The organism is Pseudomonas reinekei (assembly GCF_001945365.1).
Lineage (GTDB): Bacteria > Pseudomonadota > Gammaproteobacteria > Pseudomonadales > Pseudomonadaceae > Aquipseudomonas > Aquipseudomonas reinekei.
Genome location: NZ_MSTQ01000008.1, coordinates 149,948 through 171,448, shown reverse-complemented (window position 1 = coordinate 171,448; position 21,501 = coordinate 149,948). Strand labels below are relative to the sequence as shown.

23 protein-coding genes and 1 pseudogene are annotated in these 21,501 nt (G+C 62.3%); 21 read left to right on the top strand and 3 right to left on the bottom strand.

Translation table 11 applies throughout. From position 1 onward, the window contains the following. Positions 1-91: 91 nt before the first annotated feature. Genes BVK86_RS15585 through BVK86_RS15490 form a run of 20 tightly spaced genes read left to right on the top strand, consistent with a single transcriptional unit; the run spans position 92 to position 18,202 of the window. Entirely contained in the window at positions 92-817 is a 726-nt protein-coding gene (locus BVK86_RS15585) for a beta-ketoacyl synthase chain length factor (protein WP_075947268.1), read from the top strand. After that, positions 793-1,602 (top strand): lysophospholipid acyltransferase family protein, encoded by an 810-nt coding sequence (locus BVK86_RS15580; protein WP_075947267.1) that lies wholly within the window; start codon positions 793-795, stop codon positions 1,600-1,602. The genes BVK86_RS15585 and BVK86_RS15580 overlap by 25 nt, the downstream gene beginning before the upstream one ends. Further along, positions 1,583-1,843 (top strand): phosphopantetheine-binding protein, encoded by a 261-nt coding sequence (locus tag BVK86_RS15575; RefSeq protein WP_075947266.1) that lies wholly within the window; start codon positions 1,583-1,585, stop codon positions 1,841-1,843. Before BVK86_RS15580 ends, BVK86_RS15575 begins: the two co-directional genes overlap by 20 nt. Positions 1,844-1,852: 9 nt before the next feature. After that, positions 1,853-2,107: an acyl carrier protein gene (locus tag BVK86_RS15570; RefSeq protein ID WP_007992314.1), complete on the top strand. Its 255-nt coding sequence runs from the start codon at positions 1,853-1,855 to the stop codon at positions 2,105-2,107. Further along, positions 2,104-2,649: a COG4648 family protein gene (locus tag BVK86_RS15565; protein WP_075947265.1), complete on the top strand. Its 546-nt coding sequence runs from the start codon at positions 2,104-2,106 to the stop codon at positions 2,647-2,649. Before BVK86_RS15570 ends, BVK86_RS15565 begins: the two co-directional genes overlap by 4 nt. Further along, complete coding sequence (locus BVK86_RS15560) at positions 2,646-4,325, top strand: acyl-CoA synthetase family protein (protein ID WP_075947264.1); 1,680 nt, start codon at positions 2,646-2,648, stop codon at positions 4,323-4,325. The genes BVK86_RS15565 and BVK86_RS15560 overlap by 4 nt, the downstream gene beginning before the upstream one ends. Beyond that, a complete protein-coding gene (locus BVK86_RS15555; RefSeq protein WP_075947263.1) occupies positions 4,318-5,052 on the top strand; it encodes a glycosyltransferase family 2 protein in 735 nt (244 codons plus the stop codon). Before BVK86_RS15560 ends, BVK86_RS15555 begins: the two co-directional genes overlap by 8 nt. Continuing rightward, positions 5,049-5,990, top strand: a complete 942-nt coding sequence (locus BVK86_RS15550; RefSeq protein ID WP_075947262.1) for an LpxL/LpxP family acyltransferase — start codon at positions 5,049-5,051, stop codon at positions 5,988-5,990. The genes BVK86_RS15555 and BVK86_RS15550 overlap by 4 nt, the downstream gene beginning before the upstream one ends. After that, positions 5,971-7,515, top strand: a complete 1,545-nt coding sequence (locus BVK86_RS15545; RefSeq protein WP_075947261.1) for an HAL/PAL/TAL family ammonia-lyase — start codon at positions 5,971-5,973, stop codon at positions 7,513-7,515. The genes BVK86_RS15550 and BVK86_RS15545 overlap by 20 nt, the downstream gene beginning before the upstream one ends. Beyond that, positions 7,508-7,933, top strand: coding sequence for an acyl-CoA thioesterase (locus BVK86_RS15540; RefSeq protein ID WP_075947260.1), 426 nt, complete (start codon positions 7,508-7,510; stop codon positions 7,931-7,933). The genes BVK86_RS15545 and BVK86_RS15540 overlap by 8 nt, the downstream gene beginning before the upstream one ends. Beyond that, positions 7,930-8,634: an outer membrane lipoprotein carrier protein LolA gene (locus BVK86_RS15535; RefSeq protein ID WP_075947259.1), complete on the top strand. Its 705-nt coding sequence runs from the start codon at positions 7,930-7,932 to the stop codon at positions 8,632-8,634. Before BVK86_RS15540 ends, BVK86_RS15535 begins: the two co-directional genes overlap by 4 nt. Beyond that, entirely contained in the window at positions 8,618-10,957 is a 2,340-nt protein-coding gene (locus BVK86_RS15530) for an MMPL family transporter (RefSeq protein WP_075947258.1), read from the top strand. Before BVK86_RS15535 ends, BVK86_RS15530 begins: the two co-directional genes overlap by 17 nt. Next, positions 10,954-12,114, top strand: coding sequence for a cation:proton antiporter (locus BVK86_RS15525; RefSeq protein ID WP_075947257.1), 1,161 nt, complete (start codon positions 10,954-10,956; stop codon positions 12,112-12,114). The genes BVK86_RS15530 and BVK86_RS15525 overlap by 4 nt, the downstream gene beginning before the upstream one ends. After that, entirely contained in the window at positions 12,101-13,357 is a 1,257-nt protein-coding gene (locus BVK86_RS15520) for an NAD(P)/FAD-dependent oxidoreductase (protein WP_075947256.1), read from the top strand. Before BVK86_RS15525 ends, BVK86_RS15520 begins: the two co-directional genes overlap by 14 nt. Continuing rightward, positions 13,345-14,070, top strand: a complete 726-nt coding sequence (locus BVK86_RS15515; RefSeq protein ID WP_075947255.1) for a class I SAM-dependent methyltransferase — start codon at positions 13,345-13,347, stop codon at positions 14,068-14,070. Before BVK86_RS15520 ends, BVK86_RS15515 begins: the two co-directional genes overlap by 13 nt. After that, positions 14,070-14,600 (top strand): hypothetical protein, encoded by a 531-nt coding sequence (locus BVK86_RS15510; RefSeq protein ID WP_075947254.1) that lies wholly within the window; start codon positions 14,070-14,072, stop codon positions 14,598-14,600. Before BVK86_RS15515 ends, BVK86_RS15510 begins: the two co-directional genes overlap by 1 nt. Continuing rightward, complete coding sequence (locus tag BVK86_RS15505) at positions 14,597-15,793, top strand: beta-ketoacyl-[acyl-carrier-protein] synthase family protein (RefSeq protein WP_075947253.1); 1,197 nt, start codon at positions 14,597-14,599, stop codon at positions 15,791-15,793. Before BVK86_RS15510 ends, BVK86_RS15505 begins: the two co-directional genes overlap by 4 nt. Further along, positions 15,790-16,251, top strand: a complete 462-nt coding sequence (locus tag BVK86_RS15500; RefSeq protein ID WP_075947252.1) for a hotdog family protein — start codon at positions 15,790-15,792, stop codon at positions 16,249-16,251. The genes BVK86_RS15505 and BVK86_RS15500 overlap by 4 nt, the downstream gene beginning before the upstream one ends. Continuing rightward, positions 16,248-16,976 (top strand): 3-oxoacyl-ACP reductase FabG, encoded by a 729-nt coding sequence (fabG, locus tag BVK86_RS15495; protein WP_075947251.1) that lies wholly within the window; start codon positions 16,248-16,250, stop codon positions 16,974-16,976. Before BVK86_RS15500 ends, fabG begins: the two co-directional genes overlap by 4 nt. Continuing rightward, positions 16,976-18,202, top strand: a complete 1,227-nt coding sequence (locus BVK86_RS15490; protein WP_075947250.1) for a beta-ketoacyl-ACP synthase — start codon at positions 16,976-16,978, stop codon at positions 18,200-18,202. Before fabG ends, BVK86_RS15490 begins: the two co-directional genes overlap by 1 nt. Before the next feature lie 47 nt (positions 18,203-18,249). On the opposite strand, the pseudogene BVK86_RS15485 reads toward BVK86_RS15490, so the two are convergent. Together BVK86_RS15485 and BVK86_RS15475 are read right to left on the bottom strand one after the other, a co-directional pair. Next, a pseudogene (locus BVK86_RS15485) lies at positions 18,250-18,402 on the bottom strand (DUF6124 family protein); the annotation flags it as partial. Positions 18,403-18,660: 258 nt separating this feature from the next. Further along, on the bottom strand, positions 18,661-19,563 hold the full coding sequence (locus tag BVK86_RS15475; RefSeq protein ID WP_075947247.1) for a LysR family transcriptional regulator: 903 nt from the start codon (positions 19,561-19,563) through the stop codon (positions 18,661-18,663). Positions 19,564-19,682: 119 nt separating this feature from the next. On the opposite strand from BVK86_RS15475, the gene BVK86_RS15470 reads away from it, so the two are divergent. After that, positions 19,683-20,963 (top strand): MFS transporter, encoded by a 1,281-nt coding sequence (locus BVK86_RS15470; RefSeq protein WP_075947246.1) that lies wholly within the window; start codon positions 19,683-19,685, stop codon positions 20,961-20,963. On the opposite strand, the gene BVK86_RS15465 is transcribed toward BVK86_RS15470, so the two are convergent. Then, positions 20,956-21,141 (bottom strand): hypothetical protein, encoded by a 186-nt coding sequence (locus BVK86_RS15465; protein WP_408002971.1) that lies wholly within the window; start codon positions 21,139-21,141, stop codon positions 20,956-20,958. The two genes, BVK86_RS15470 and BVK86_RS15465, sit on opposite strands and share 8 nt — an antisense overlap. Positions 21,142-21,501 lie beyond the last annotated feature (360 nt).

The window sequence follows — 21,501 nt, the reverse complement described above, 5'->3', positions numbered from 1 at the left end:
TAATGCGCACCACTCGGCGCCAGCGCCACGTAGGGTGTGCCGTGCATTTGCGCCACTCACCGCGTCAAGAAAGCCCGCAGGGGCGGGATGAATGTCTGTGATCAATTTCAACATCGCCCAGTGGCGCGCATGGGCCCCGGGGCTCGAAAGCGTGGACGACTGGCAGACCTGGAGTCGACGACCGGTCGTACTGCCGGGCAGCGATGCGGCTCCGGACGTCTCGTTTCTGCCGGCCATGCAGCGTCGGCGCCTCAGCCGGCTGGCGCGAATGGCGTTCGGCGTCGGCTGGCCCCTGGCCGAAGGTCGCCAGGACTTGCCGCTGGTCTTTGTTTCCCGTCATGGCGAAACCCCGCGCACTTTCGACATTCTCAGCGAGCTGGCCACTGAACAGCCGCTATCCCCGACCCAATTCAGCCTGTCGGTGCACAACGCGATCATCGGTCTGTGGTCGATCATGCGCGGTGAAACCAGCGAGATGACCGCCCTTGCCGCAGCCGGCGACGGACTGGAACACGGCATGCTGGAGGCCGTGGCATTGCTGAACGAGGGTGCGCCGGCCGTGTTGTTGGTGGTAACCGAAGAGCAGCCTCCCGAAGCCTATTCGACGTGGATCGATGACGTGCCGTTTCCGTACGCCCTCGGCCTGTTGATCACGCCAGGCAATGATTGGCAGCTGTCCCTGAACAGCCCACCGCAAGCGTTGTCCAAAGCTCGCTGGCCCCATCCACTGAATCTGCTGCGTGCGCTGTCGGGCGAGCAAACCACCTGCCAACATGCCTGGAAAAATCGTGTATGGACCTGGCAACGCAACCCATGACCGAGAAAAACCGCGACGCCTACTACTGGCGCCTGCTGGCCACGGCTGCAAGCTTCACCCTGTTCGGACTGGGCGGGCTGTGCCTGCGACTGGTCGTTTTCCCGGTGCTTGGCTGCCTGCCGGGCGATGCCCGGACCCACCGGCTGCGCGCAAGGCGCATGGTCAGCCGCTGCTTCTGGTTTTTCGTGCAGTTCATGGCCCGCGCCGGCGTGCTGACTTATGATATTCAGGGCGCGGAGAAACTCGGGCGTCCGGGGCAGATGATCATCGCCAATCATCCCTCGTTGATCGACGTGGTATTCCTGATCGGGCTGGTACGCCACACCAACTGCGTGGTCAAGCAAAGCCTCTGGGAAAACCCCTTCACCCGCGGTCCGCTGCGCCGCACCGATTACATCAGCAACGACGGCAGCATGGACATGCTCGATGCCGCCGCCGACGCCTTGAAAGAAGGGCAAACCCTGATCATCTTTCCCGAAGGCACCCGCACCCAGCCGGGCCAGGCGCCAGCCTTTCATCGGGGGGGAGCGGCAATTGCCCTGCGGGGTGCGAAAATCCTCACCCCCGTGGTGATCAAGGTCACCCCGACCACTTTGACCAAGGCGGAGCCCTGGTATCGGATCCCCAAGCGTCGCGTGCACTTCAGTTTCCGCGTCGGGGCCGATATAGACCCACAGGCCTTCGCTGCAATGGGCGCGGCCCCTCAGGCCTCGCGCAAGCTCAACGATTATCTACATACTTACTTTATTAAGGAGCTCGCCGAAGATGAGCGATCTGCACCGTGATATCAAAATGCTTATCATCGACGCCCTCGGCCTCGAAGACATCAGTGCCGACGACATCGGCGATGACCAGACGCTCTTCGGTGAAGGCCTGGGCCTGGACTCCGTGGACGCCTTGGAACTCGGCCTGGCCATCCAGAAAAAGTACGGCATCAAAATCGATGCCGACGCCAAGGACACGCGTAATCACTTCAGTAACGTGACGAGCCTTGCAGCGTTCGTCACCGCAAAACAGGCAGCTTGAGACCGGACCATGCAAACTCGTGACGACATTTTCAACACCCTGCGCGATGCCTTGGTTGAGCTGTTTGAACTGGACCCCGAGCGCGTCAGCCTCGAATCCAACCTGTATCAGGATCTGGAAATCGACAGCATCGACGCGGTCGACCTGATCGACCACATCAAACGTCAGACCGGCAAGAAAATCGCCGCCGAAGAATTCAAGTCGGTACGTACCGTCAGTGACGTCGTCGAGGCGGTCTACCGTCTGGTTCAACCGGCCGCATGAGCCGACTGATCGGCCTTGGCCTGCTGCTGGCAGGCCTGCTGTACCCCTTTGCGGTGTATTTCGGCATGGAGCACTTCGCGCCGTGGCAGTTCGGGCTGCTGCTGGGCAGCCTGTGGCTGGGTCGCGCGTTGACCGGCCGACACAAGCCCGGCAGCCAATCGATGGCGGCGTCAGCCATCGGGTTTTGCCTGTTGCTGGCGCTGTTCGACAGCCCGGCGTTGCTGCGCTGGTATCCAGTGTTGATCAGCGCTTTCATGCTGGCACTGTTCGGATTGAGCCTGAAGTACGGCCCGCCGATGGTCGAACGACTGGCCCGCTTGCGCGAACCGTACCTGCCCGCCAAGGCTATTCGCTATACCCGTCAGGTGACGATTGCCTGGAGTGTGTTTTTTCTTTGCAACGGCTTGTGCGCCGCAGCCCTGACGCTGTGGGCGCCGCTGAGCTGGTGGATGTTGTACACCGGCCTGATTTCCTACGGATTGATAGGCCTGATGTTTGCCATTGAATGGCTGATACGACAACGGGTACGAGGCCACCCATGAATTGGATAAAATTTGAGCAGTTGCTGCTCAAGGCCGAGCCGGAGCGTGCCGTAACGGCCGAGCCGTCGCTCGATCACGCACACCTGTGCGCACAGGCCCTGAGCCTGGCCGCCGGCCTGCAAGCCCAGGGCGTGCAGCGCATTGCCGTGCACCTTGAAGATGCCGCCGAACTGGCGATTGCCCTGCTGGGCGCCTGGCGTGCCGGGGCCAGCGTGTTATTGCCGGCCGACCTTCAAACGCAAACGCGCCAACGCTGGTCGAACGAGGTGGACCTGTGGCTGACCGATCAGCCCGACGATGCGCACATCAGCGATTATCGGCATTCACCGCTCAGTCCCGCCTCGCTGGATGTGGATCAATGCCGGCTAAGCCTGTGCACGTCCGGGTCCAGTGGCGAGCCCAAGCGCATCGAAAAAAGCCTGCGGCAACTGGCCAACGAGGTCGAAGCCCTGGAACAGCTGTGGGGTGCCGATCTCGGTCCGGCATGCATCATCGGCAGCGTTGCCACCCAACACATCTATGGCCTGCTGTTCCGGGTGCTCTGGCCGTTGTGCGCCGGGCGTCCGTTCATGCGCAGGCAACTGGCTTTTCCCGAAGACTTGCAACGCGCCAGTCGCGCGCATTCGGCCTTCGCCTGGGTCGCCAGCCCGGCGCTGCTCAAGCGCATGGGCGACAACCTCGACTGGCCGGCCTTGAGCGCAGTGCGCCGGGTATTTTCTTCCGGCGGTGCGTTGCCGGCCGAGGCCGCGCAAAACCTGCAACAACGTCTGCATCAATGGCCGACCGAGATTTTCGGCAGCTCGGAAACCGGCGGCATTGCCTGGCGACAAGGGCATGCACTCTGGCAGCCGTTTGCCGGCATCAAGCTCAGCCAGGACGACGACGGCGCACTGCTCATCGCCTCGCCGTACTTGCCCGACGGACATATCGAACACACCGCCGATGCCGCGCGAATCGCCGCTGACGGCCGTTTCGAACTACTGGGACGGCTGGATCGGATCGTTAAACTGGAAGAGAAACGCATCTCGCTGCCGATGCTGGAGCAAGCGCTGATGACCCACACCTGGGTGGCCGAAGCGCGCCTCGGCGTCGTCCAGGAAAACCGCGCCTCGCTGGGGGCGCTGCTGGTTCTGACCGACGCGGGCTTGCATGCCTTGCGCAATCAAGGTCGACGCACGGTCACCGAGCAGTTACGCCAACACCTGAGCGAGCATTGCGAAGCGCTGGCCCTGCCAAGGCGCTGGCGTTTGTTGCGGCAAATGCCATTGAACAGCCAAGGCAAACTGCCCCAGACCACCGTCGAAGCCCTGCTGCTGGCACCACGCCCCAAGGCACCGGAAGTATTGGAGCAGTCCGAAACCGAGGGCGAGTGGAGCCTGCAACTGGCCGTGCCGCCGGACCTTGCCTATTTCAGTGGCCACTTCCCCACGGCGCCGGTACTGCCTGGCGTGGTGCAGGTTGAATGGGCGCTGAATCTGGGCCAGCAATTGATGAACCTGCCGGCAACGTTCGCCGGCATGGAAGTGCTGAAATTCCAGCAACTGGTGCGCCCGGGGGATGAAGTCCAGTTGCACCTGCGTTTCGACCCGGTGCGCGGCAAGCTGTATTTCGCCTATCGCAACGAAACCGCGACCTGCTCCAGCGGGCGTATTTTGCTGGAGGCGGTGCATGCATAGCCCCTGCGCAATCATTCCGGTCTACAACCACGAAAGCGCAATCACCACCGTGGTCGATGCACTGATTGCCAGCAATCTGCCATGTATTCTGGTGGACGATGCCAGCAGCCCGGCCTGCGCCCGGGTGCTTGATCGACTGGCCCAACGGGAAATGGTTTACCTGATCCGCCTCGCGACCAATCAGGGCAAGGGCGGCGCGGTGATGACCGGCTTGCGTGAAGCATCGCGCCTGGGCTTCAGCCATGCCTTGCAGGTGGACGCCGACGGCCAGCATGACTTGCAAGACGTACAACGTTTTATCGAGCTGTCACGCAGCCATCCGCAAGCGGTGATCTGCGGCTATCCGCAGTACGATGAGAGCGTGCCCAAGGGTCGCTTGTACGCCCGCTACCTGACCCACGTCATGGTCTGGATCAACACCCTGTCGCTGCAGATCCGCGACTCCATGTGCGGCTTTCGTGTCTACCCGCTGCCGCCGGTCCTGGCGCTGATCGACACTGCGAAAATCGGCAAGCGCATGGATTTCGACTCCGACATCCTGGTGCGTCTGGCCTGGCGCAACCAGCCGATGAAATGGCTGCAAACCCGAGTTCATTACCCGCTGGACGGCGTTTCGCATTTCCGCATGTTCCACGACAACGTACTGATTTCGAGCATGCACACCCGGTTGTTCTTCGGCATGTTGTTGCGCTCGCCCGTGATCCTCTGGCGACGGTGGCGAGCATGAGCAACGAAAAACAGCACTGGGCCGATCACGAAGAGCGCGGCAGTTTCTGGCTGATGAAATTCACTGCGCTCGCCGCCAAAGTGCTTGGCCGTCGACTGCTAAGCCCCTTGCTGTATGGCATCGTCCTGTATTTTTTCCTGTTCGGACGCAGCGCCCGCCACAGCGCCTGGCAATACCAGCAACGCCTGGCCGACTGGAGCGGTCGCCGCGAATTGCGCCCGACCCATTGGCGAGTGTTCGGTCAGTTCATGGCGTTCGCCGATTCCATGCTCGACAAACTCGACGTGTGGAACGGTAAATTGAGCATCGAGCAGATCGAAATCATCGACCCGGCGCTGCTGCGTAATCAGCTGCGCGGTACGCGCGGACAGATGCTGGTCGGAGCGCATCTGGGCAATCTCGAAGTCTGCCGCGCACTGGCCGAGATCGGCGAGAAAGTGACGATGAACGTGCTGGTGCACACCAAGCACGCCGAGCAGTTCAACCGCTTGCTGGGCGAAGCCGGCGCGACCAATCTGCGCCTGATCCAGGTCAGCGAACTGGACCCGGTGATCATGCTGCAACTGCACGAGCGCCTGGAGCGCGGCGAGTGGCTGGCGATTGCCGGCGATCGCGTGCCGCTGCATGGCGGTCGCAGCGTGACGGTGGATTTCCTCGGTCACCCGGCCAGGTTTCCGCAAGGGCCCTGGCTGCTGGCCGGTTTGTTGAAATGCCCGGTCAACCTGTTGCTGTGTCTGAAGAAACCCGACGGTGACTATCGCCTGACCATTGAACCGTTCGCCGACTCGATCATCTGGAAACGCACGGATCGCGAGCGGGTCATTCATCAGTGGGCCTCCCGCTACGCCGAGCGCCTGGGTCACTATTGCCTCGATGCGCCTCAACAATGGTTCAACTTTTACCCTTTCTGGAAGACCGATGACGACGCCAACGCTTGAGCCGGTAACCTTCGGCGAACTCCCTTTGCGCATCGAAGACGTGCTGGCCCTGGCCAACCGTCAGGCGCCCACGCAGTTGCAGAGCGATCCTGCGTACCGCGAGCGCATCGCCAAAGGCGCGCGGTTTCTCGACTCCCTGCTGGACAAGGAAGGCGTGATCTACGGCGTGACCACCGGTTACGGCGATTCCTGCGTGGTGGCGGTGCCGCTGCATCACGTCGAAGCGCTGCCGCAGCACTTGTACACGTTCCATGGCTGCGGGCTGGGCAAACTGCTCGACGCGCAAGCCACCCGTGCGGTACTGGCGGCGCGGCTGCAGTCGCTGTGCCACGGCGTATCCGGGGTGCGCGTGGAGCTGCTGGAACGCCTGCAAGCCTTCCTTGAGCACGACATCCTGCCGCTTATTCCGGAAGAAGGCTCGGTCGGCGCCAGCGGTGATTTGACGCCGCTGTCCTACGTCGCCGCCACGCTGTCCGGCGAACGCGAAGTGATGTTCCGGGGCGAACGCCGGCAGGCCGCCGACGTGCATCGCGAACTCGGCTGGCAGCCGCTGGTGCTGCGTCCGAAAGAAGCCCTGGCGTTGATGAACGGCACTGCGGTGATGACGGGCCTCGCCTGTCTGGCCTTCGCCCGCGCCGATTACCTGCTGCAACTGGCCACGCGCATCACCGCAATGAACGTGGTCGCCCTGCAAGGCAACCCGGAGCATTTCGACGAGCGCCTGTTCGCCGCCAAGCCGCATCCGGGGCAAATGCAGGTCGCCGCATGGCTGCGCAAGGATCTGGCGATCGAAGCGCCCACCGCGCCGCTGCATCGCCTGCAAGACCGCTACTCCCTGCGTTGCGCGCCCCACGTCCTCGGCGTGCTGGCCGACAGCCTCAACTGGCTGCGCTCGTTCATCGAGATCGAACTCAATAGCGCCAACGACAACCCGATCATCGATGCCGAAGCCGAACGCGTTTTGCACGGCGGGCATTTCTATGGCGGGCACATCGCGTTCGCCATGGACAGCTTGAAAAACCTCGTGGCCAACGTCGCCGACCTGCTGGACCGACAACTCGCCCTGCTGGTGGATGAGCGTTACAACCACGGCTTGCCGAGCAACCTGTCCGGTGCCACGGCCGACCGCGCCATGCTCAACCATGGTTTCAAGGCCGTTCAGATCGGCACCAGTGCCTGGACCGCCGAAGCGCTGAAAAATACCATGCCGGCCAGCGTGTTCTCGCGCTCCACCGAGTGCCACAACCAGGACAAGGTGAGCATGGGCACCATCGCCGCGCGCGATGCGATCCGTGTTTTGGAACTGACCGAACAGGTCGCCGCTGCCACGCTGCTCGCCGCCAATCAAGGCGTATGGCTGCGCGGCCAGGCCGAGGATGCGCGACCGCTGCCGCCAGCGCTCGCGGCCATGCATGAAGCGTTGGGCAAAGACTTCCCGCCGGTGATCGAAGACCGCGCGCTGGAAAGCGAACTGCGCCTGTGCCTGAAACGTATCGCCGAACAACACTGGAGGCTGCATGCGTAGCAAGGGAGTGCTGCACACCGATACGGAAATCCTCGTGCCGTTCTTTGACGTCGACAGCATGAACGTCGTCTGGCATGGCCACTACGTCAAATACCTGGAGGTCGCCCGCTGCGCGCTGCTGGACAAGATCGGCCACAACTACAACGCCATGTCCGAGTCGGGCTACGCGTGGCCGGTGATCGACCTGCAATTGCGCTACGTACGCGGTGCGGTGTTCGGTCAGAAACTCAACGTGCGAGCCAATCTGGTGGAGTGGGAGAACCGGCTGAAGATCAACTACCTGATCAGCGATGCGCAAACCGGCGAACGCCTGACCCGCGCGGTGTCCGTGCAGGTCGCGGTCGACATGAGCAACCGCGAGATGCTGCTGGCTTCGCCGAAGGTGTTCACCGATGCCGTAGAGAGGGCCTTGCCATGACTTTCTTCCACCGCCGTTCCCCTGTAGGAGCTGGCTTGCCGGCGAGGGTCGTTAACGATGACGCTGGGCACCTGACACCCCGCAGAACTCTCAGGTTTTTCGCGAGCAGGCTCGCTCCCACAGTGCTCTGCGTGTTACTGGGCGTTCCAGTGCTGGCCCACGCTTTTGATCTGCAACAACTGAGCGATCAACTGGCCAAACCCGACGTCATCCACGGCAACTTCGTCCAGGAAAAACACCTGCGTGCCCTGCCCCAGCCACTGACCAGCAAAGGCACTTTTGTCCTCGCGAAAAATCACGGACTGTTGTGGCTGCTGAAAACGCCGTTGCAGCAGGATTACCGCATCACTGACAAAGGCATTGCCCGACGCGACGCCAACGGCTGGCAGATGCTACCGGGCAAGAGCGCTGGCGCCGAGCAGAACCGGTTGTTCCTCGCCGTGTTGCAAGGCGACAGCAGCAGTCTGCGACGGGATTTCGAACTGTCGCTGAGCGGCGATGCCCAGAACTGGAAACTGACACTGCTGCCGCGCTCGATGCTGCTCAAGCAGGTGTTCAACCAGATCAATATCACCGGCGCTGAGCTGGTGCACAGCATCGAACTGCTGGAAACCCAAGGTGACAGCACCCTGTTGCGCATGCAGGACAGCACCAGCGCGCAACCATTGAGCGAAGCGGAGCAACATGACTTTGCCCAGTGAACGCAGGCTGCCATGGCTGTTCCTGGCCCTGCTGCTGGCAGTGCTGGCGCTCGCCGGGTGGCAATGGCGTGACGGTGCGCCGCTGTCGGCCAACCTGATGGAGCTGGTGCCGGGCACTGCGCCCGACGCCCTGGAACTGCGCGCCGAACAGCGCATGCAGGAACCGCTGAACCGCGAAATGCTGGTACTGGTCGGCCATCAAAATCGCGAGCAGGCCATATCCATGGCTCAAAAAATGGGCGATCAATGGCAAGCCAGCGGCCTGTTCGAAAAGGTCCAATGGAACCTGCAAGCCGACTTGCCAGCGTTGCGCACGCAGTTGCTGCAAGGTCGATTGGCCATGCTGTCCGCTGACGACCGGCAACAATTGATCGAGCATCCCGACGCCTTCATTCAACAACGGGTGCAGGCGTTGTTCGACCCCTTCACCGGTTTCAGCCTGGTGCCAAGCCAGGACGACTGGCTGGGCCTGACCGGGCGCATCCAGAACAGTCAGCCGCAACACGGTGCGGTGCAACTGGACATTGGCAGCGGCGCGTTGATTGCCGATGCGGACGCCAAGAGTTGGGTGATGCTGCGCGCCCGAACCACCGGCAACGCCTTCGACATGAGCCTGCCGCTGCAAGTGGCTGACCTGCTCCAGCACAGCCGCGAAGAAGCGGCCAAGGCTGACGTGCAACTGTTGGCCGCCAGCGGTTTACTCTATGCCGCCAACGGTCAAAAACAGGCTTCGCGCGAAATGACCTGGGTCGGCGGGGGCGCCACGATCGGCATCCTGCTGTTGTTGCTGCTGGCTTTCCGGCGTTGGCGTGTGTTGCTGGCGCTTATTCCGGTGCTGGTGGGCATGCTGTTCGGCGCGGTGGCGTGCGTGGCGTTGTTCGGCCACATGCACGTGATGACATTGGTGCTGGGTTCGAGCCTGATCGGCGTCGCGGTTGACTACCCGCTGCACTACCTGTCCAAGAGCTGGAGCCTGAAACCCTGGCAAAGCTGGCCGGCGCTGCGCCTGACCTTGCCGGGCCTGACCCTGAGCCTGATCACCAGCGCCATCGGCTATCTGGCGCTGGCCTGGACACCGTTCCCGGCGCTGACCCAGATCGCCGTGTTCTCCGCCGCCGGTCTGTTGGGTGCGTACCTGTCGGCCGTGTGCCTGCTGCCGGCACTGCTCAAGGGCGTGGAGCTGCGCCCGGCGCAATGGCCGCTGCGGGTATCCGAATTTTTGCTGGCTCGTCGCGAAGACCTGCTCAAGCATCTGAGCACGCCGGTGTTGCTGGCGCTGTTGATTGCGTTCTGCGTCGGTGGCTTGCTGCAACTGGACACCAAAAACGACATTCGCCAATGGGTTGGTGCACCGCAACAGCTGACGGACGAAGCGCAAGCCATCGCGCGCATTACCGGCTATCAACCCACCAGTCAGTTCTTCCTGGTGCGGGCCGCCAATCAACAGCAATTGCTCGAAAGGTCGAATGCCTTGAGCGAGCGTCTGGATCAATTGGTCAATCTGGAAAAACTCCAGGGCTATCTGTCCCTCGACCAATTGGTGAGCCAGCCAAACGACCAGCAAAAAGTTCGCGAAGCCTTGAGCAAACTGCCGCAGTTCTGGCAGCCGCTGCTGGAAGTCGGCGTGCCGGTCGAAGCGCTGCAAGCTGAATTGGCCCAGTTACAAACACTGCCCGTGGAAGACATCGACGCAGCGCTGGCCGGACCGTTGGCCGAACCCTATCGCCTGCTGTGGCTAGGACCGACCGACGACGGCGTGGCGGCGATGGTCAGCCTGCAAGGCGTGAACAACCCGATGTTGCTGCAAGTTCAGGCCAAGGATTTACCGGGAGTGGTGCTGGTGGATCGTCTGGGTGAACTGAACAAAGTGTTCGCGGCCACGCAAATCAGCGCCGCCGAACTGAAACTCGCCTCCTGCGTACTGATCGTACTGGTGTTGGCCCTGCCGTTCGGTTTTGGAGGCGCGCTGCGCATTGTTTCCCTGCCGCTGCTGGCCGCACTGTGCAGCCTGGCCAGCCTTGGTTGGCTGGGACAACCGCTGACGCTGTTCAGCCTGTTCGGCCTGCTGCTGGTGACGGCGATCAGTGTCGACTACGCGATCCTCATGCGCGAACAGGTCGGCGGCGCCGCCGTGAGCCTGCTGGGCACCTTGCTGGCCGCGCTGACCACCTGGCTGTCGTTCGGCCTGCTGGCGGTGTCGAGCACGCCGGCGGTGAGCAATTTCGGTTTGTCGGTGAGCCTGGGGCTGATCTTCAGTTTCCTGCTCGCCCCATGGGCCGGGCGCCAGGTGCATGCCGTGCGTGTCGCGGAGTCGGCAGCATGATGATCGCGGTGTTCTGGGCAATGGCCCTGGCGCTGTTCGCCGTGGCGACCCGGCTCGGCCGCCACTTCGGCCTGATCCCGATCGTCAGCCAGTTGTTGCTAGCGACCATTGGCCTGCCGCTACTGATGTATTTCTGGATCGAACCGCATTGGCAAATGAGTGGCGCGGTGCTGGTCTCGCCGGGCTGGCTGAAGAACTTCTACAGCCTGAGCTTCGCGCTGCTGCTTGGCTACATTCTCAGCGACGTGATCGATCTGCAACTGGACCGCCAAAGCCTGAAAATCGCCCTGCCGAGTTTCTGCATTCCGTTTGCCTGTGGCCTGTTCACGGCCGTCTGGCTATTGCCGCCGCAACCGTGGATCAGCTCGCTGGCGGTCGGCCTGCTGTTTGCCATTACCGCGATCCCGGTGCTCTACCTGTACCTGCGACACATCAATTACCCGCCCGCCGCCACTCGGCGCCTGGTGCAGACCGCGATCCTGATCGACCTCGCCTGCTGGACCCTGTTCGGCATCGCCCAAGGCAGCCTGCACCTGAGCAGCTTGCTGCTGCCTTTGGCCGGCGCCTGCCTGCCGGTATTGCTGCGGCTACTCGGCCTGCGCCAGTTGTGGCTATACAGCCTTGGCTTTTTTGCCCTGCTGGTGGTGGCCGAACACTACAAGCTCAATGCGCTGATTTTCGGCATCGGCTATGTGCTGATCATGGCCGCGCTGAAGGTGCCGCTGGTGCTACCGCTGCCGGCGATCTGGATGAGCCGCCTGCAGACGAACATTGCCATTCCGCTGATCCTCACGTTCGGTATTGTGCAGATCAACGTGCACAGCGCGATGGACAGCCTCGGCTGGCTGCAACTGGCGGCGTTGCTGCTGCTGCCGATTGCCAGCAAATTACTGGGCAACTGGATCGGCCTTGGCTGGGCCGGCGCCTCGTTCCCGGGTGCCAGCCGCTGGCGCGAAAGCGTTCTGCTGAACATTCGCGGCTTGAGCGAGATCGTCTTTCTCAACCTGCTGCTGCAACAACAGCTGATCAGCCCGGCGCTGTACTTCGCCTTGATGCTGATGGGCCTGATCGCAACACTGCTGCCGGCACTCGCCGGTATGCATCGGATTCCCCTGAACGCTGCCGCCCCGGCAAGGAGCCCCCATGCCAACCGTTGAATTGCAACGTCACCCGATCGTGGTCATCGGGGCTGGCCCTTCCGGCGCCATCGCCGCCGCGCTGCTCAAGCGCAAGGGCCATGACGTGCTGGTGATCGAGCGACAGCATTTCCCGCGCTTCTCCATTGGTGAAAGCCTGCTGTCCCACTGCCTGGATTTCGTCGAGGAAGCGGGCATGCTCGAGGCGGTCAACGCGGCCGGTTTCCAACTGAAAACCGGGGCGGCGTTTGCCTGGGGCGAGCGCTACAGCACCTTCGATTTCGGCGACACGTTCACCCAAGGCAAGCCGACGACTTTTCAGGTCCAGCGCGCCGACTTCGACAAGCTGCTGGCCGATCAGGCCGCGCTGCAAGGCGTGGAAATCCGCTACGGCGAAACCATCGTCAGTGTCGAGATCGATCAGGCCAGACCACTGCTCGGCGTCAGGCGTGAAGACGGCAGCGAGTACCGCATCGAAGCCGGGTTCATGCTCGATGCCAGCGGTTACGGTCGCGTCCTGCCTCGCTTGCTGGACCTGGAGGCACCGTCGAATTTCCCGGTGCGCCAGGCCGTGTTCACCCATGTCGAAGACCATATCGACAACCCGAACTTCGACCGCACAAAAATCCTCGTCACCACTCACCCTACCCAGCGCGACATCTGGTTCTGGACCATCCCGTTCAGTAACGGACGCTGCTCGGTGGGCGTGGTCGCGGCCGCAGAACATTTTGAAGGCCGCACCGACAATCTGGACGATTGCCTGCGTGGCTTCATCGCCGAAACGCCGAGCCTGGCCGGGGTGCTGAACCACGCCGTCTGGGATACCCCGGCGCGTACCATCGGCGGCTACTCGGCCAACGTCAAAACCCTGCACGGGCCGGGGTTTGCCCTGCTGGGCAATGCGGCGGAGTTCCTCGACCCGGTGTTTTCCTCCGGCGTGACCATCGCCATGCGTTCGGCGAGCATGGCTGCCGGGGTCCTGCACCGTCAGCTGCAAGGTGAAACAGTCGACTGGCAACGCGAGTTTGCCGAACCGCTCAAGCGCGGCGTCGATACGTTCCGCTGCTACGTCGAGGGCTGGTACGCGGGGACTTTCCAGGACGTGATTTATTATCCCGACGGTGCTCCGGATATACGCCGCATGATCAGCTCGATCCTCGCCGGTTATGCCTGGGATGAACGCAACCCGTTCGTCGCCGAACCCAAACGCCGACTACGGATGTTGTCGGAACTCTGTGCAAGGGATGCCACATGGGCTACTTGAGCAACACCTACGTCGAAGAGACCCGTTTCGGGCTCTGGTTCCTGCGCAGCCACACCTGGCAGCATCACGTGCTACGCGTGGCGATCAATGATCTGCGGAGCCTGTTCAGCGAGCCGTTGCCAGGTCATCCGGTGTTGCTCGACGCCGGCTGCGGTCAGGGCAAGTCGTTCCGTTATTTGCACCAGACCTTCATGCCCGAACGTCTGATCGGCGTGGACGCCGACCCGCACAGCCTGAAACAGAGTCGCGAAGAAGCGGTCAATCAAGGGATGACGGTGGAGTTGATTGGCAGCGATTGCGCGACCCTCACTGTGCCCGACGCCAGCATCGACCTGCTGTTCTGTCACCAGACGTTCCATCATCTGGTCGAGCAGGAGCAGGCGCTCGCCGAGTTCTATCGCGTGCTCAAGCCGGGTGGTTACCTGCTGTTCGCCGAGTCCACCGAGGCTTACATTGATACCTGGGTGATTCGCTGGCTGTTCCGCCATCCGATGCAGGTGCAGAAAAGCGCCGCGCAGTATCTGGAGATGATTCGCCACCAAGGTTTCCAATTCACTGCGCAAAACGTGTCGTATCCATACTTGTGGTGGAGCCGCGCCAAGGACTTCGGCCTGCTTGAACGCTTGGGCCTGCGCCAGCCGAAGCCCTTTGGCCAGCGAGAAGAGACCCTGGTCAATGTGGTGGCGCGCAAACCGCTGGAAGGTGCTGTGTGATGTTTACCATCAGCCGCTTGAAACACTATCCCCCAAGGCTCGTGATCGCCATGCGTTTTCTGTTATTGGCCGCGGCCCTGCTGCTCAGCGCCTGCGCCAGCCGGCCTCCGCTGCCCGAACAAACCCCAAGCCTGACGTTGCCACTGCAATTGCACATCCAGCGCCTGCAAGCGGACCAACGTCAGGACTGGGTGCTGGTGATCCAGCATGAAGGCCCGGCCATTCGCTGGTCGATGATGGACCTGCTGGGCATTCCGCAGGCACGCCAGAAACTGGTCGACGGAACGTGGCGTGCCGATGGACTGCTACCGCCCAACCCGGAGGCCCGGGAGCTGTTCGCTGCCTTGCTGTTTGCGCTGACGCCCCGGGATGAATTGTCGGCCAACTACCCCTCCGCCTGGCAACACGGGACGCAACGCTCCCTGCCCGCGCGCTGGGACGTTCGTTATTCACAATCGTTGAGCTTCGAATTGAACCTGCCTGAAGGTCCGAATTATCAAATCACACCCCTGAGCGGTGACACGCCATGACGGCCTACCTGAACGCCCTCGGGGTGATCTGCTCGCTGGGGCGCGGCAAGGCGCAAGTCGCCCGTAACCTGTTCGCTGGCGATTGCTCCGGCATACGCAGCGAGACCGGCTGGGTGCCGGACCGTTCGTTGCCGGTGGGCGCGGTGCACGGCGAGCTGGCGGCGATCCCGGCCGAGTTGAGCCGGCACCGCAGCCGCAACAATCAACTGCTGCTCGAAGCCGCCCTGCAAATTCAGCAGGACATCGATCAAGCGATCCAGACTTACGGTCGCCATCGCATCGGCGTGGTGCTGGGCACCAGCACTTCGGGCATCGATGAAGCCAGTCAGGGGCTGGCCCACTACGTCCGCGAGCAGCGCTTTCCGGACGCGTACGACTATCAGCAACAGGAGCTCGGCGCACCGGCAAATTTCCTCGCCGAGTGGCTGCAACTGAGCGGCCCCGCCTATGTGATTTCCACCGCCTGCACCTCCAGCGCCCGCGCGTTGATGAGCGCCCGGCGCCTGCTCGATCTGGGGCTGTGCGACGTGGTGCTGTGCGGTGGCGTCGACACGCTGTGCAAACTGACCCTCAATGGATTTTCCGCCCTGGAGGCGGTGTCCGGCGAACGCTGCAATCCGTTCTCGGCGAACCGCAACGGCATCAATATCGGCGAAGCGGCGGTGCTGTTCCTGATGAGCAAACAATCAGCCGGCCGCCAATCGATCGCCTTGCTGGGCAGCGGCGCCAGCTCCGATGCGCACCACATTTCCGCCCCGGAGCCGTCCGGCCGAGGTGCCCGACAAGCGATGCGCAAGGCTTTGAGCCAGGCCAGCCTGCAACCTGAGCAGATCGGCTACCTGAACCTGCACGGCACCGCTACCCAGCACAACGACGCCATGGAAAGCCAGGCCGTGACCGCACTGTTTGCGCACGGTGTCCCTTGCTCGTCGACCAAACCCATGACCGGGCATACCCTCGGCGCAGCGGGGGCGCTGGAAGCAGCGTTCTGCTGGTTGAGCCTGCACCCTGACAACCAGCAGCACGCCCTGCCGCCCCACATCTGGGATGGCCAACCGGACCCGGCGTTACCGCCGCTGAAATGGGTGACCCTGGCCGATCGACTGGCGTCCACTGAACCTCGCTACCTGATGAGCAATTCCTTTGCCTTCGGCGGCAACAACGTCAGCCTGATTATCGGAGACGCCCCATGATTGACTGGCCGCTCGCCGAACTGCTGCCCCACGCTGGCGACATGATCTTTATCGATCAGATCCTGGCGTTCGATGACGAGCAGATTCATACCTGCCTCACCGTCAAGCCCAATGGCCTGTTCAGCCTCCCCGACGGCAGCTTGCCGGCCTGGGTCGGAATCGAACTGATGGCCCAGAGCGTCGCGGCCTTCGCCGGCTGCCATGCTCGCCAGCGTGGCGATGCAGTGGCCTTGGGCTTCCTGCTCGGCAGTCGTAAATTCGAATGCAACGTCGAAAGCTTTCCGGCCGGCACCGAACTGACCATCCACGGCATCCGCTCGCTGGAAGACGACAACGGCATGGGCGTGTTCGAATGCCACATCAACGCGCCCGGCATTCACGCCACCGCCCGCCTGAACGTGTATCGCCCGCCGCAAGCGGCCCACTATCTTCATGAACCTGCAGGAGTCCAGTCATGACTGAATCCGTACTGGTCACCGGCTCCAGCCGTGGCATCGGCCGCGCCATCGCCCTGCGCCTGGCCCAGGCCGGCCACGACATCGTGCTGCATTGCCGCAGCGGCCTGACCGAGGCCACGGCCGTACAAGCCGACATCGAAGCCCTGGGGCGCAAGGCGCGCATCCTGCAATTCGACGTCGGTGACCGCGCCGCTTGCAAAGCGACTCTTGAAGCCGACGTCGAAACCCACGGTGCTTATTACGGCGTGGTGCTCAACGCCGGCCTGACCCGTGATGGCGCTTTTCCGGCGCTGAGCGAGGATGATTGGGATGTCGTAATGCGCACCAACCTTGACGGTTTCTACAACGTGCTGCACCCGGTGATGATGCCGATGATTCGTCGTCGCGCCGCCGGGCGAATTGTCTGCATCACGTCGGTGTCCGGGCTGATCGGCAACCGGGGCCAGGTCAACTACAGCGCTTCCAAGGCCGGCCTGATTGGCGCGGCAAAGGCATTGGCGATAGAGCTGGGCAAGCGCAAAATCACCGTAAACTGTGTCGCCCCCGGCCTGATCGACACAGCCATGCTCGATGAAAACGTGCCGGTGGAAGAGCTGATGAAGATGATCCCCGCACAACGCATGGGCACCCCTGAAGAGGTGGCCGGTGCAGTGAATTTCCTGATGTCGGCGGAAGCCTCGTACATCACCCGGCAGGTTCTGGCCGTCAATGGAGGCCTGTGCTGATGAAGCGCGTCGTCGTCACCGGCATGGCCGGCATCACTTCCCTGGGCAGCGATTGGGACACCATCGCTGGCCACTTCGCGGCCAACCATAGTGGCATCCGCCGGATGGCCGAGTGGGATCGCTTTACCGAACTCAACACCCGTCTGGCCGGACCGATTGATGACTTCAAAGTGCCGAGCCACTGGACCCGCAAGCAACTGCGCAGCATGGGCCGGGTTTCACGGCTGGCGGTGGGTGCAGCGGAGCAGGCGTTGACCGACGCCGGATTGCTCGGCGACGAATCGATCAAGGACGGACGCATGGGCGTCGCGTGCGGTTCATCCACGGGCAGCACCGACGAGATCAAGGCCTTCGGCAACATGCTGCTGAATTCGGTGGCTGAGGGCCTGAACGCCAACTCCTACGTACGGATGATGCCGCACACCACGGCGGCAAACATCAGCATTTTCTTCGGCCTGACCGGTCGGCTGATCCCGACGTCGAGCGCCTGCACCAGCGGCAGCCAGGGCATCGGCTATGCCTACGAGGCGATCAAGTTCGGCCGCCTGCCGCTGATGCTCGCCGGTGGCGCCGAAGAGCTGTGCCCGACCGAAGCCATGGTCTTCGACGCGCTTTACGCCACCAGCCTGAAGAATGACACCCCACAACTGTCGCCACGGCCTTACGACAGCGGCCGCGACGGCCTGGTGATCGGCGAAGGTGGCGGCATGCTGGTGCTCGAAGAGCTGGAACATGCGCTGGCGCGCGGCGCACGCATCCATGCCGAAATCGTTGGTTTCGGCAGCAACGCCGACGGCCAGCACACCACCCGTCCGGAGCAAGTCACCATGCGCCGGGCCATGGAACTGGCGCTGGAAGACGCCGGCCTCAAGCCTTCGGACATCGGTTACGTCAACGGCCACGGCACCGCCACCGAACAGGGTGACATCGCCGAGACCCTGGCCACCAGCAGCCTGTTTGGCGAACACATGCCCATCAGCTCGCAGAAAAGCTTCCTCGGCCACACCCTCGGCGCCTGCGGTGCGCTGGAGTCCTGGTTCAGCATCGAAATGATGAACCGCGACCTGTACGCCCACACCCTCAACCTCGACGAAGTCGACCCGCACTGCGGCAAACTGGACTACCTGCGCGGCGAATTCCGGCAGATGAGCAACCAGTACGTGATGAACAACAACTTTGCGTTTGGCGGGGTGAATACTTCGTTGATTTTCAAGCGCTGGGCGTAAGCAATATCCCCCCTCTCAGGAGCGAGCCCTGCTCGCGCCTACAATGGTCAGGGTGGATCGAGTTTATCCAGCACCCGGTTCACCGCCAGCTCGCCCAGCATGATCAATTGCTGGATCCCCCCCAGGGTGTCGCTCTGCGCCCCCTTCAGGTACCTGGCGAAATCCATGGCCATCACGTTGGCGGAGGCCAGGGACACACAGTGGCAGCTGTACGCAGCGGGACGACCGTTACCAGTAATCTATTGGCCCTATGTTTGCGAATCACAGCAACGGGGCTGACTTTGACCACTTCAGGAATTTCATAACCCCTGACATCGCAAATCAGCACGCGGCCCTCCTTCGGTTGGTATAAAACTGGCATCCATGGCACTGGGCAAAAGAAATCGATTCCGCGCAAGATCTGGATAAACCACTAAGCCGGATCCGTTACTTGAAATGTCCCGGACAAGACGGTTTGCTCACGCCCCTACCCCCTCAACCTTCCTCGTCAACAACTCCACAAACGCCCTCGCCATCGGAGACTTCTGATCCTTGCGCTGCACCAGCCACACCGCCGACACCGCCGCCGGGTCGAGCAAGGGTCGATAGATCACGCCATCAATGCGCATCCGCTGGTAGGACGCCGGCAACACCGAGACCCCGAGCCCCGCTGCCACCAACCCGATGATGGTCATCGCCTCGCCGGCCTCCTGGGCGAAGTGCGGGCTGAAGCCGGCTTCGCGAGCCAGGCTGAGGAGTTGTGCATACAGGCCACTGCCATAGCTGCGCGGGAAAAACACGAAAGGCTCGAGAGCCAGGGCCGACAGGAACAAGCCCTCTTCACTGTCCTTGACCAACGGGTGCTTGGAACTGAGCACCGCCACCAGCGGTTCGCGCATCAGCTCCACCACGTTGAGGCAATCCGGCAGGCCCAATGGCCGCATGATCCCGACCTCAATCGCATTGTCCACCAGCGCATCGGCCACTTGGGTGCTGCTCATTTCCCGCAGGTTCAGGTGCACCGCCGGGAAACGCTGGCGAAACGAGAAAATCGCCTGGGGAATGGTCGAGTTGAACGGTGCCGACGAGGTGAAACCGATCTTCAACTCACCCAACTCACCGAGCTGGGCCCGGCGGGCGACATCCGCCGCTTTGTCGACCTGGGCCAACGCCAGCCGCGCCTCTTCGAGGAACAGCCGACCGGCCTCGCTCAGCTCGACCCGACGATTGGTACGTTCGAACAATCGCGCCCCGACCTCTTGCTCCAGCGCCTGAATCTGCTGGCTCAGCGGTGGTTGCGAGATGCCCAGCACCTGTGCGGCGCGGCCGAAATGCAGTTCTTCGGCGACGGCGATGAAGTAGCGCAGATGACGCAATTCCATGGGATTTCCATTAGGTCGTAAAAGCTATCAAACAGGTCGAACAATATATTGGATTGAATCATTAGCCAGCTATATGCTTTTTCCATTGCCTGACCGGCTGCGCCCCTCCGAGGTCCAACGTGAAAACTGCTGTCGCCCCACTTGCCCATGAAGTTCCACCTGCCGTACAGGACGATGTCGTCGCTGAACTCAAGGAGATCTACATCGAAAAAGGCACGCCGGCGTTCATGCGCACGGTGCTGGCGCTGTTCTGCGGCGGTTTCGCAACCTTTGCCCTGCTGTACTGCGTGCAGCCGATGATGCCGCTGTTATCCCACGAATATTCAATCAACGCGGCGCAGAGCAGCCTGATCCTGTCGGTCGCCACCGGCATGCTCGCCATCGGCCTGCTGATCACCGGTCCGATCTCAGACCGCGTCGGGCGCAAACCGGTGATGGTCGCAGCGCTGTTTGCCGCCGCACTGTGCACCATGGCCAGTGCGATGATGCCGAGCTGGCACGGCGTACTGGCCATGCGTGCGCTGATTGGGCTGTCGTTGAGCGGCCTGGCGGCGGTCGCGATGACCTATTTGAGCGAAGAAATCCATCCGCAGCACATCGGCCTGGCGATGGGTTTGTATATCGGCGGCAACGCCATTGGCGGGATGAGTGGGCGCTTGATCACCGGGGTACTGATCGACTTCGTCAGCTGGCACACGGCGATGCTGGTGATCGGGGGGCTGGCCCTGATTGCGGCGGCAGTGTTCTGGAAGATCCTCCCGGAATCGAAAAACTTCCGCGCTCGCTCATTGCACCCGCGCAGCCTGCTCGATGGCTTCACCATGCACTTTCGCGACGCCGGGCTGCCGTTGCTGTTTCTCGAAGCGTTCGTGCTGATGGGTGCGTTCGTCACGCTGTTCAACTACATCGGTTATCGCCTGTTGGCCGAGCCGTACCACATGGAGCAGGCCTTCGTCGGGCTGCTGTCGGTGGTGTACCTGTCGGGTATCTATAGTTCGGCGAAAATCGGCTCGCTGGCCGACAAACTCGGTCGCCGTAAAGTGCTCTGGGGCACCATCGCGCTGATGCTCGGCGGCCTGGCCCTGACGATGTTCACCCCGCTGCCGCTGGTGATCTTCGGCATGCTGGTGTTCACCTTCGGCTTCTTCGGCGCCCATTCGGTAGCCAGCAGCTGGATCGGCCGGCGCGCCAACAAGGCCAAGGGCCAGGCGTCGTCGCTGTACCTGTTCAGCTACTACGCCGGTTCAAGCATCGCCGGTACCGCGGGCGGGGTGTTCTGGCACCTGGGCGGCTGGAATGGTATCGGTCTGTTCATCGGCGGGTTGCTGTTGGTGGCGCTGCTGGTCGCGCTGAAACTGGCGAAGTTGCCGCCGTTGCCGGGATCCGGCGCGACTATCTGAGCACCATCCGCGCCTCCAGTACGACGTCACGCTTTTCCAGGGTCAACGATTGCAGCGCAATACCGTCACGTTCGATGCGGTCCAGCCAGGGCAGCAATGTCATGGCGTCGCCGCTGAGAGTCAGGCGCAGCAGGTCGTTGCTGCGTCGGCTGCCAGACCAGACCGAACGCCGCGACACTCAGGACAAACACACTCAGCCCCCCTAGCAGCCGCTGCCAGCGCTGTAACGTCGCCGCTTTAATCTCGCCTGGCTTCATGCCGCTTGCTCTACGGTCAGGGTCGCCTGCACCCGGTTTTGGCCCTTGCTCGCGTTGTCGATGCGCACAGGCGTTCCTTGTTGCCGCCCCCGCTCGCGCAATGAGTTCCAGACTACTTATCGAAATTTAAGGCGCGCATTGCTGGCGCTGAAGTTTGCGATATTGCTCAATCGTTGGGCTGAGCAAGGGTCCGAACCTTACTTGGATGAATACGTTTTCTATGTAGGAAATGTCCTTCCTGCCAGCAGGAACCGTCTCTACGACTCGTTCTCCGACATTGG

What these genes read in the sequence shown, in the direction of transcription:
- BVK86_RS15585 (WP_075947268.1), top strand. Translation starts at nt 92, where the DNA reads ATGTCTGTGATCAATTTCAACATCGCCCAGTGGCGCGCATGGGCCCCG.
- BVK86_RS15580 (WP_075947267.1), top strand. Translation starts at nt 793, where the DNA reads ATGGACCTGGCAACGCAACCCATGACCGAGAAAAACCGCGACGCCTAC.
- BVK86_RS15575 (WP_075947266.1), top strand. Translation starts at nt 1,583, where the DNA reads ATGAGCGATCTGCACCGTGATATCAAAATGCTTATCATCGACGCCCTC.
- BVK86_RS15570 (WP_007992314.1), top strand. Translation starts at nt 1,853, where the DNA reads ATGCAAACTCGTGACGACATTTTCAACACCCTGCGCGATGCCTTGGTT.
- BVK86_RS15565 (WP_075947265.1), top strand. Translation starts at nt 2,104, where the DNA reads ATGAGCCGACTGATCGGCCTTGGCCTGCTGCTGGCAGGCCTGCTGTAC.
- BVK86_RS15560 (WP_075947264.1), top strand. Translation starts at nt 2,646, where the DNA reads ATGAATTGGATAAAATTTGAGCAGTTGCTGCTCAAGGCCGAGCCGGAG.
- BVK86_RS15555 (WP_075947263.1), top strand. Translation starts at nt 4,318, where the DNA reads ATGCATAGCCCCTGCGCAATCATTCCGGTCTACAACCACGAAAGCGCA.
- BVK86_RS15550 (WP_075947262.1), top strand. Translation starts at nt 5,049, where the DNA reads ATGAGCAACGAAAAACAGCACTGGGCCGATCACGAAGAGCGCGGCAGT.
- BVK86_RS15545 (WP_075947261.1), top strand. Translation starts at nt 5,971, where the DNA reads ATGACGACGCCAACGCTTGAGCCGGTAACCTTCGGCGAACTCCCTTTG.
- BVK86_RS15540 (WP_075947260.1), top strand. Translation starts at nt 7,508, where the DNA reads ATGCGTAGCAAGGGAGTGCTGCACACCGATACGGAAATCCTCGTGCCG.
- BVK86_RS15535 (WP_075947259.1), top strand. Translation starts at nt 7,930, where the DNA reads ATGACTTTCTTCCACCGCCGTTCCCCTGTAGGAGCTGGCTTGCCGGCG.
- BVK86_RS15530 (WP_075947258.1), top strand. Translation starts at nt 8,618, where the DNA reads ATGACTTTGCCCAGTGAACGCAGGCTGCCATGGCTGTTCCTGGCCCTG.
- BVK86_RS15525 (WP_075947257.1), top strand. Translation starts at nt 10,954, where the DNA reads ATGATGATCGCGGTGTTCTGGGCAATGGCCCTGGCGCTGTTCGCCGTG.
- BVK86_RS15520 (WP_075947256.1), top strand. Translation starts at nt 12,101, where the DNA reads ATGCCAACCGTTGAATTGCAACGTCACCCGATCGTGGTCATCGGGGCT.
- BVK86_RS15515 (WP_075947255.1), top strand. Translation starts at nt 13,345, where the DNA reads ATGGGCTACTTGAGCAACACCTACGTCGAAGAGACCCGTTTCGGGCTC.
- BVK86_RS15510 (WP_075947254.1), top strand. Translation starts at nt 14,070, where the DNA reads ATGTTTACCATCAGCCGCTTGAAACACTATCCCCCAAGGCTCGTGATC.
- BVK86_RS15505 (WP_075947253.1), top strand. Translation starts at nt 14,597, where the DNA reads ATGACGGCCTACCTGAACGCCCTCGGGGTGATCTGCTCGCTGGGGCGC.
- BVK86_RS15500 (WP_075947252.1), top strand. Translation starts at nt 15,790, where the DNA reads ATGATTGACTGGCCGCTCGCCGAACTGCTGCCCCACGCTGGCGACATG.
- fabG (WP_075947251.1), top strand. Translation starts at nt 16,248, where the DNA reads ATGACTGAATCCGTACTGGTCACCGGCTCCAGCCGTGGCATCGGCCGC.
- BVK86_RS15490 (WP_075947250.1), top strand. Translation starts at nt 16,976, where the DNA reads ATGAAGCGCGTCGTCGTCACCGGCATGGCCGGCATCACTTCCCTGGGC.
- BVK86_RS15475 (WP_075947247.1), bottom strand. Translation starts at nt 19,563, where the DNA reads ATGGAATTGCGTCATCTGCGCTACTTCATCGCCGTCGCCGAAGAACTG.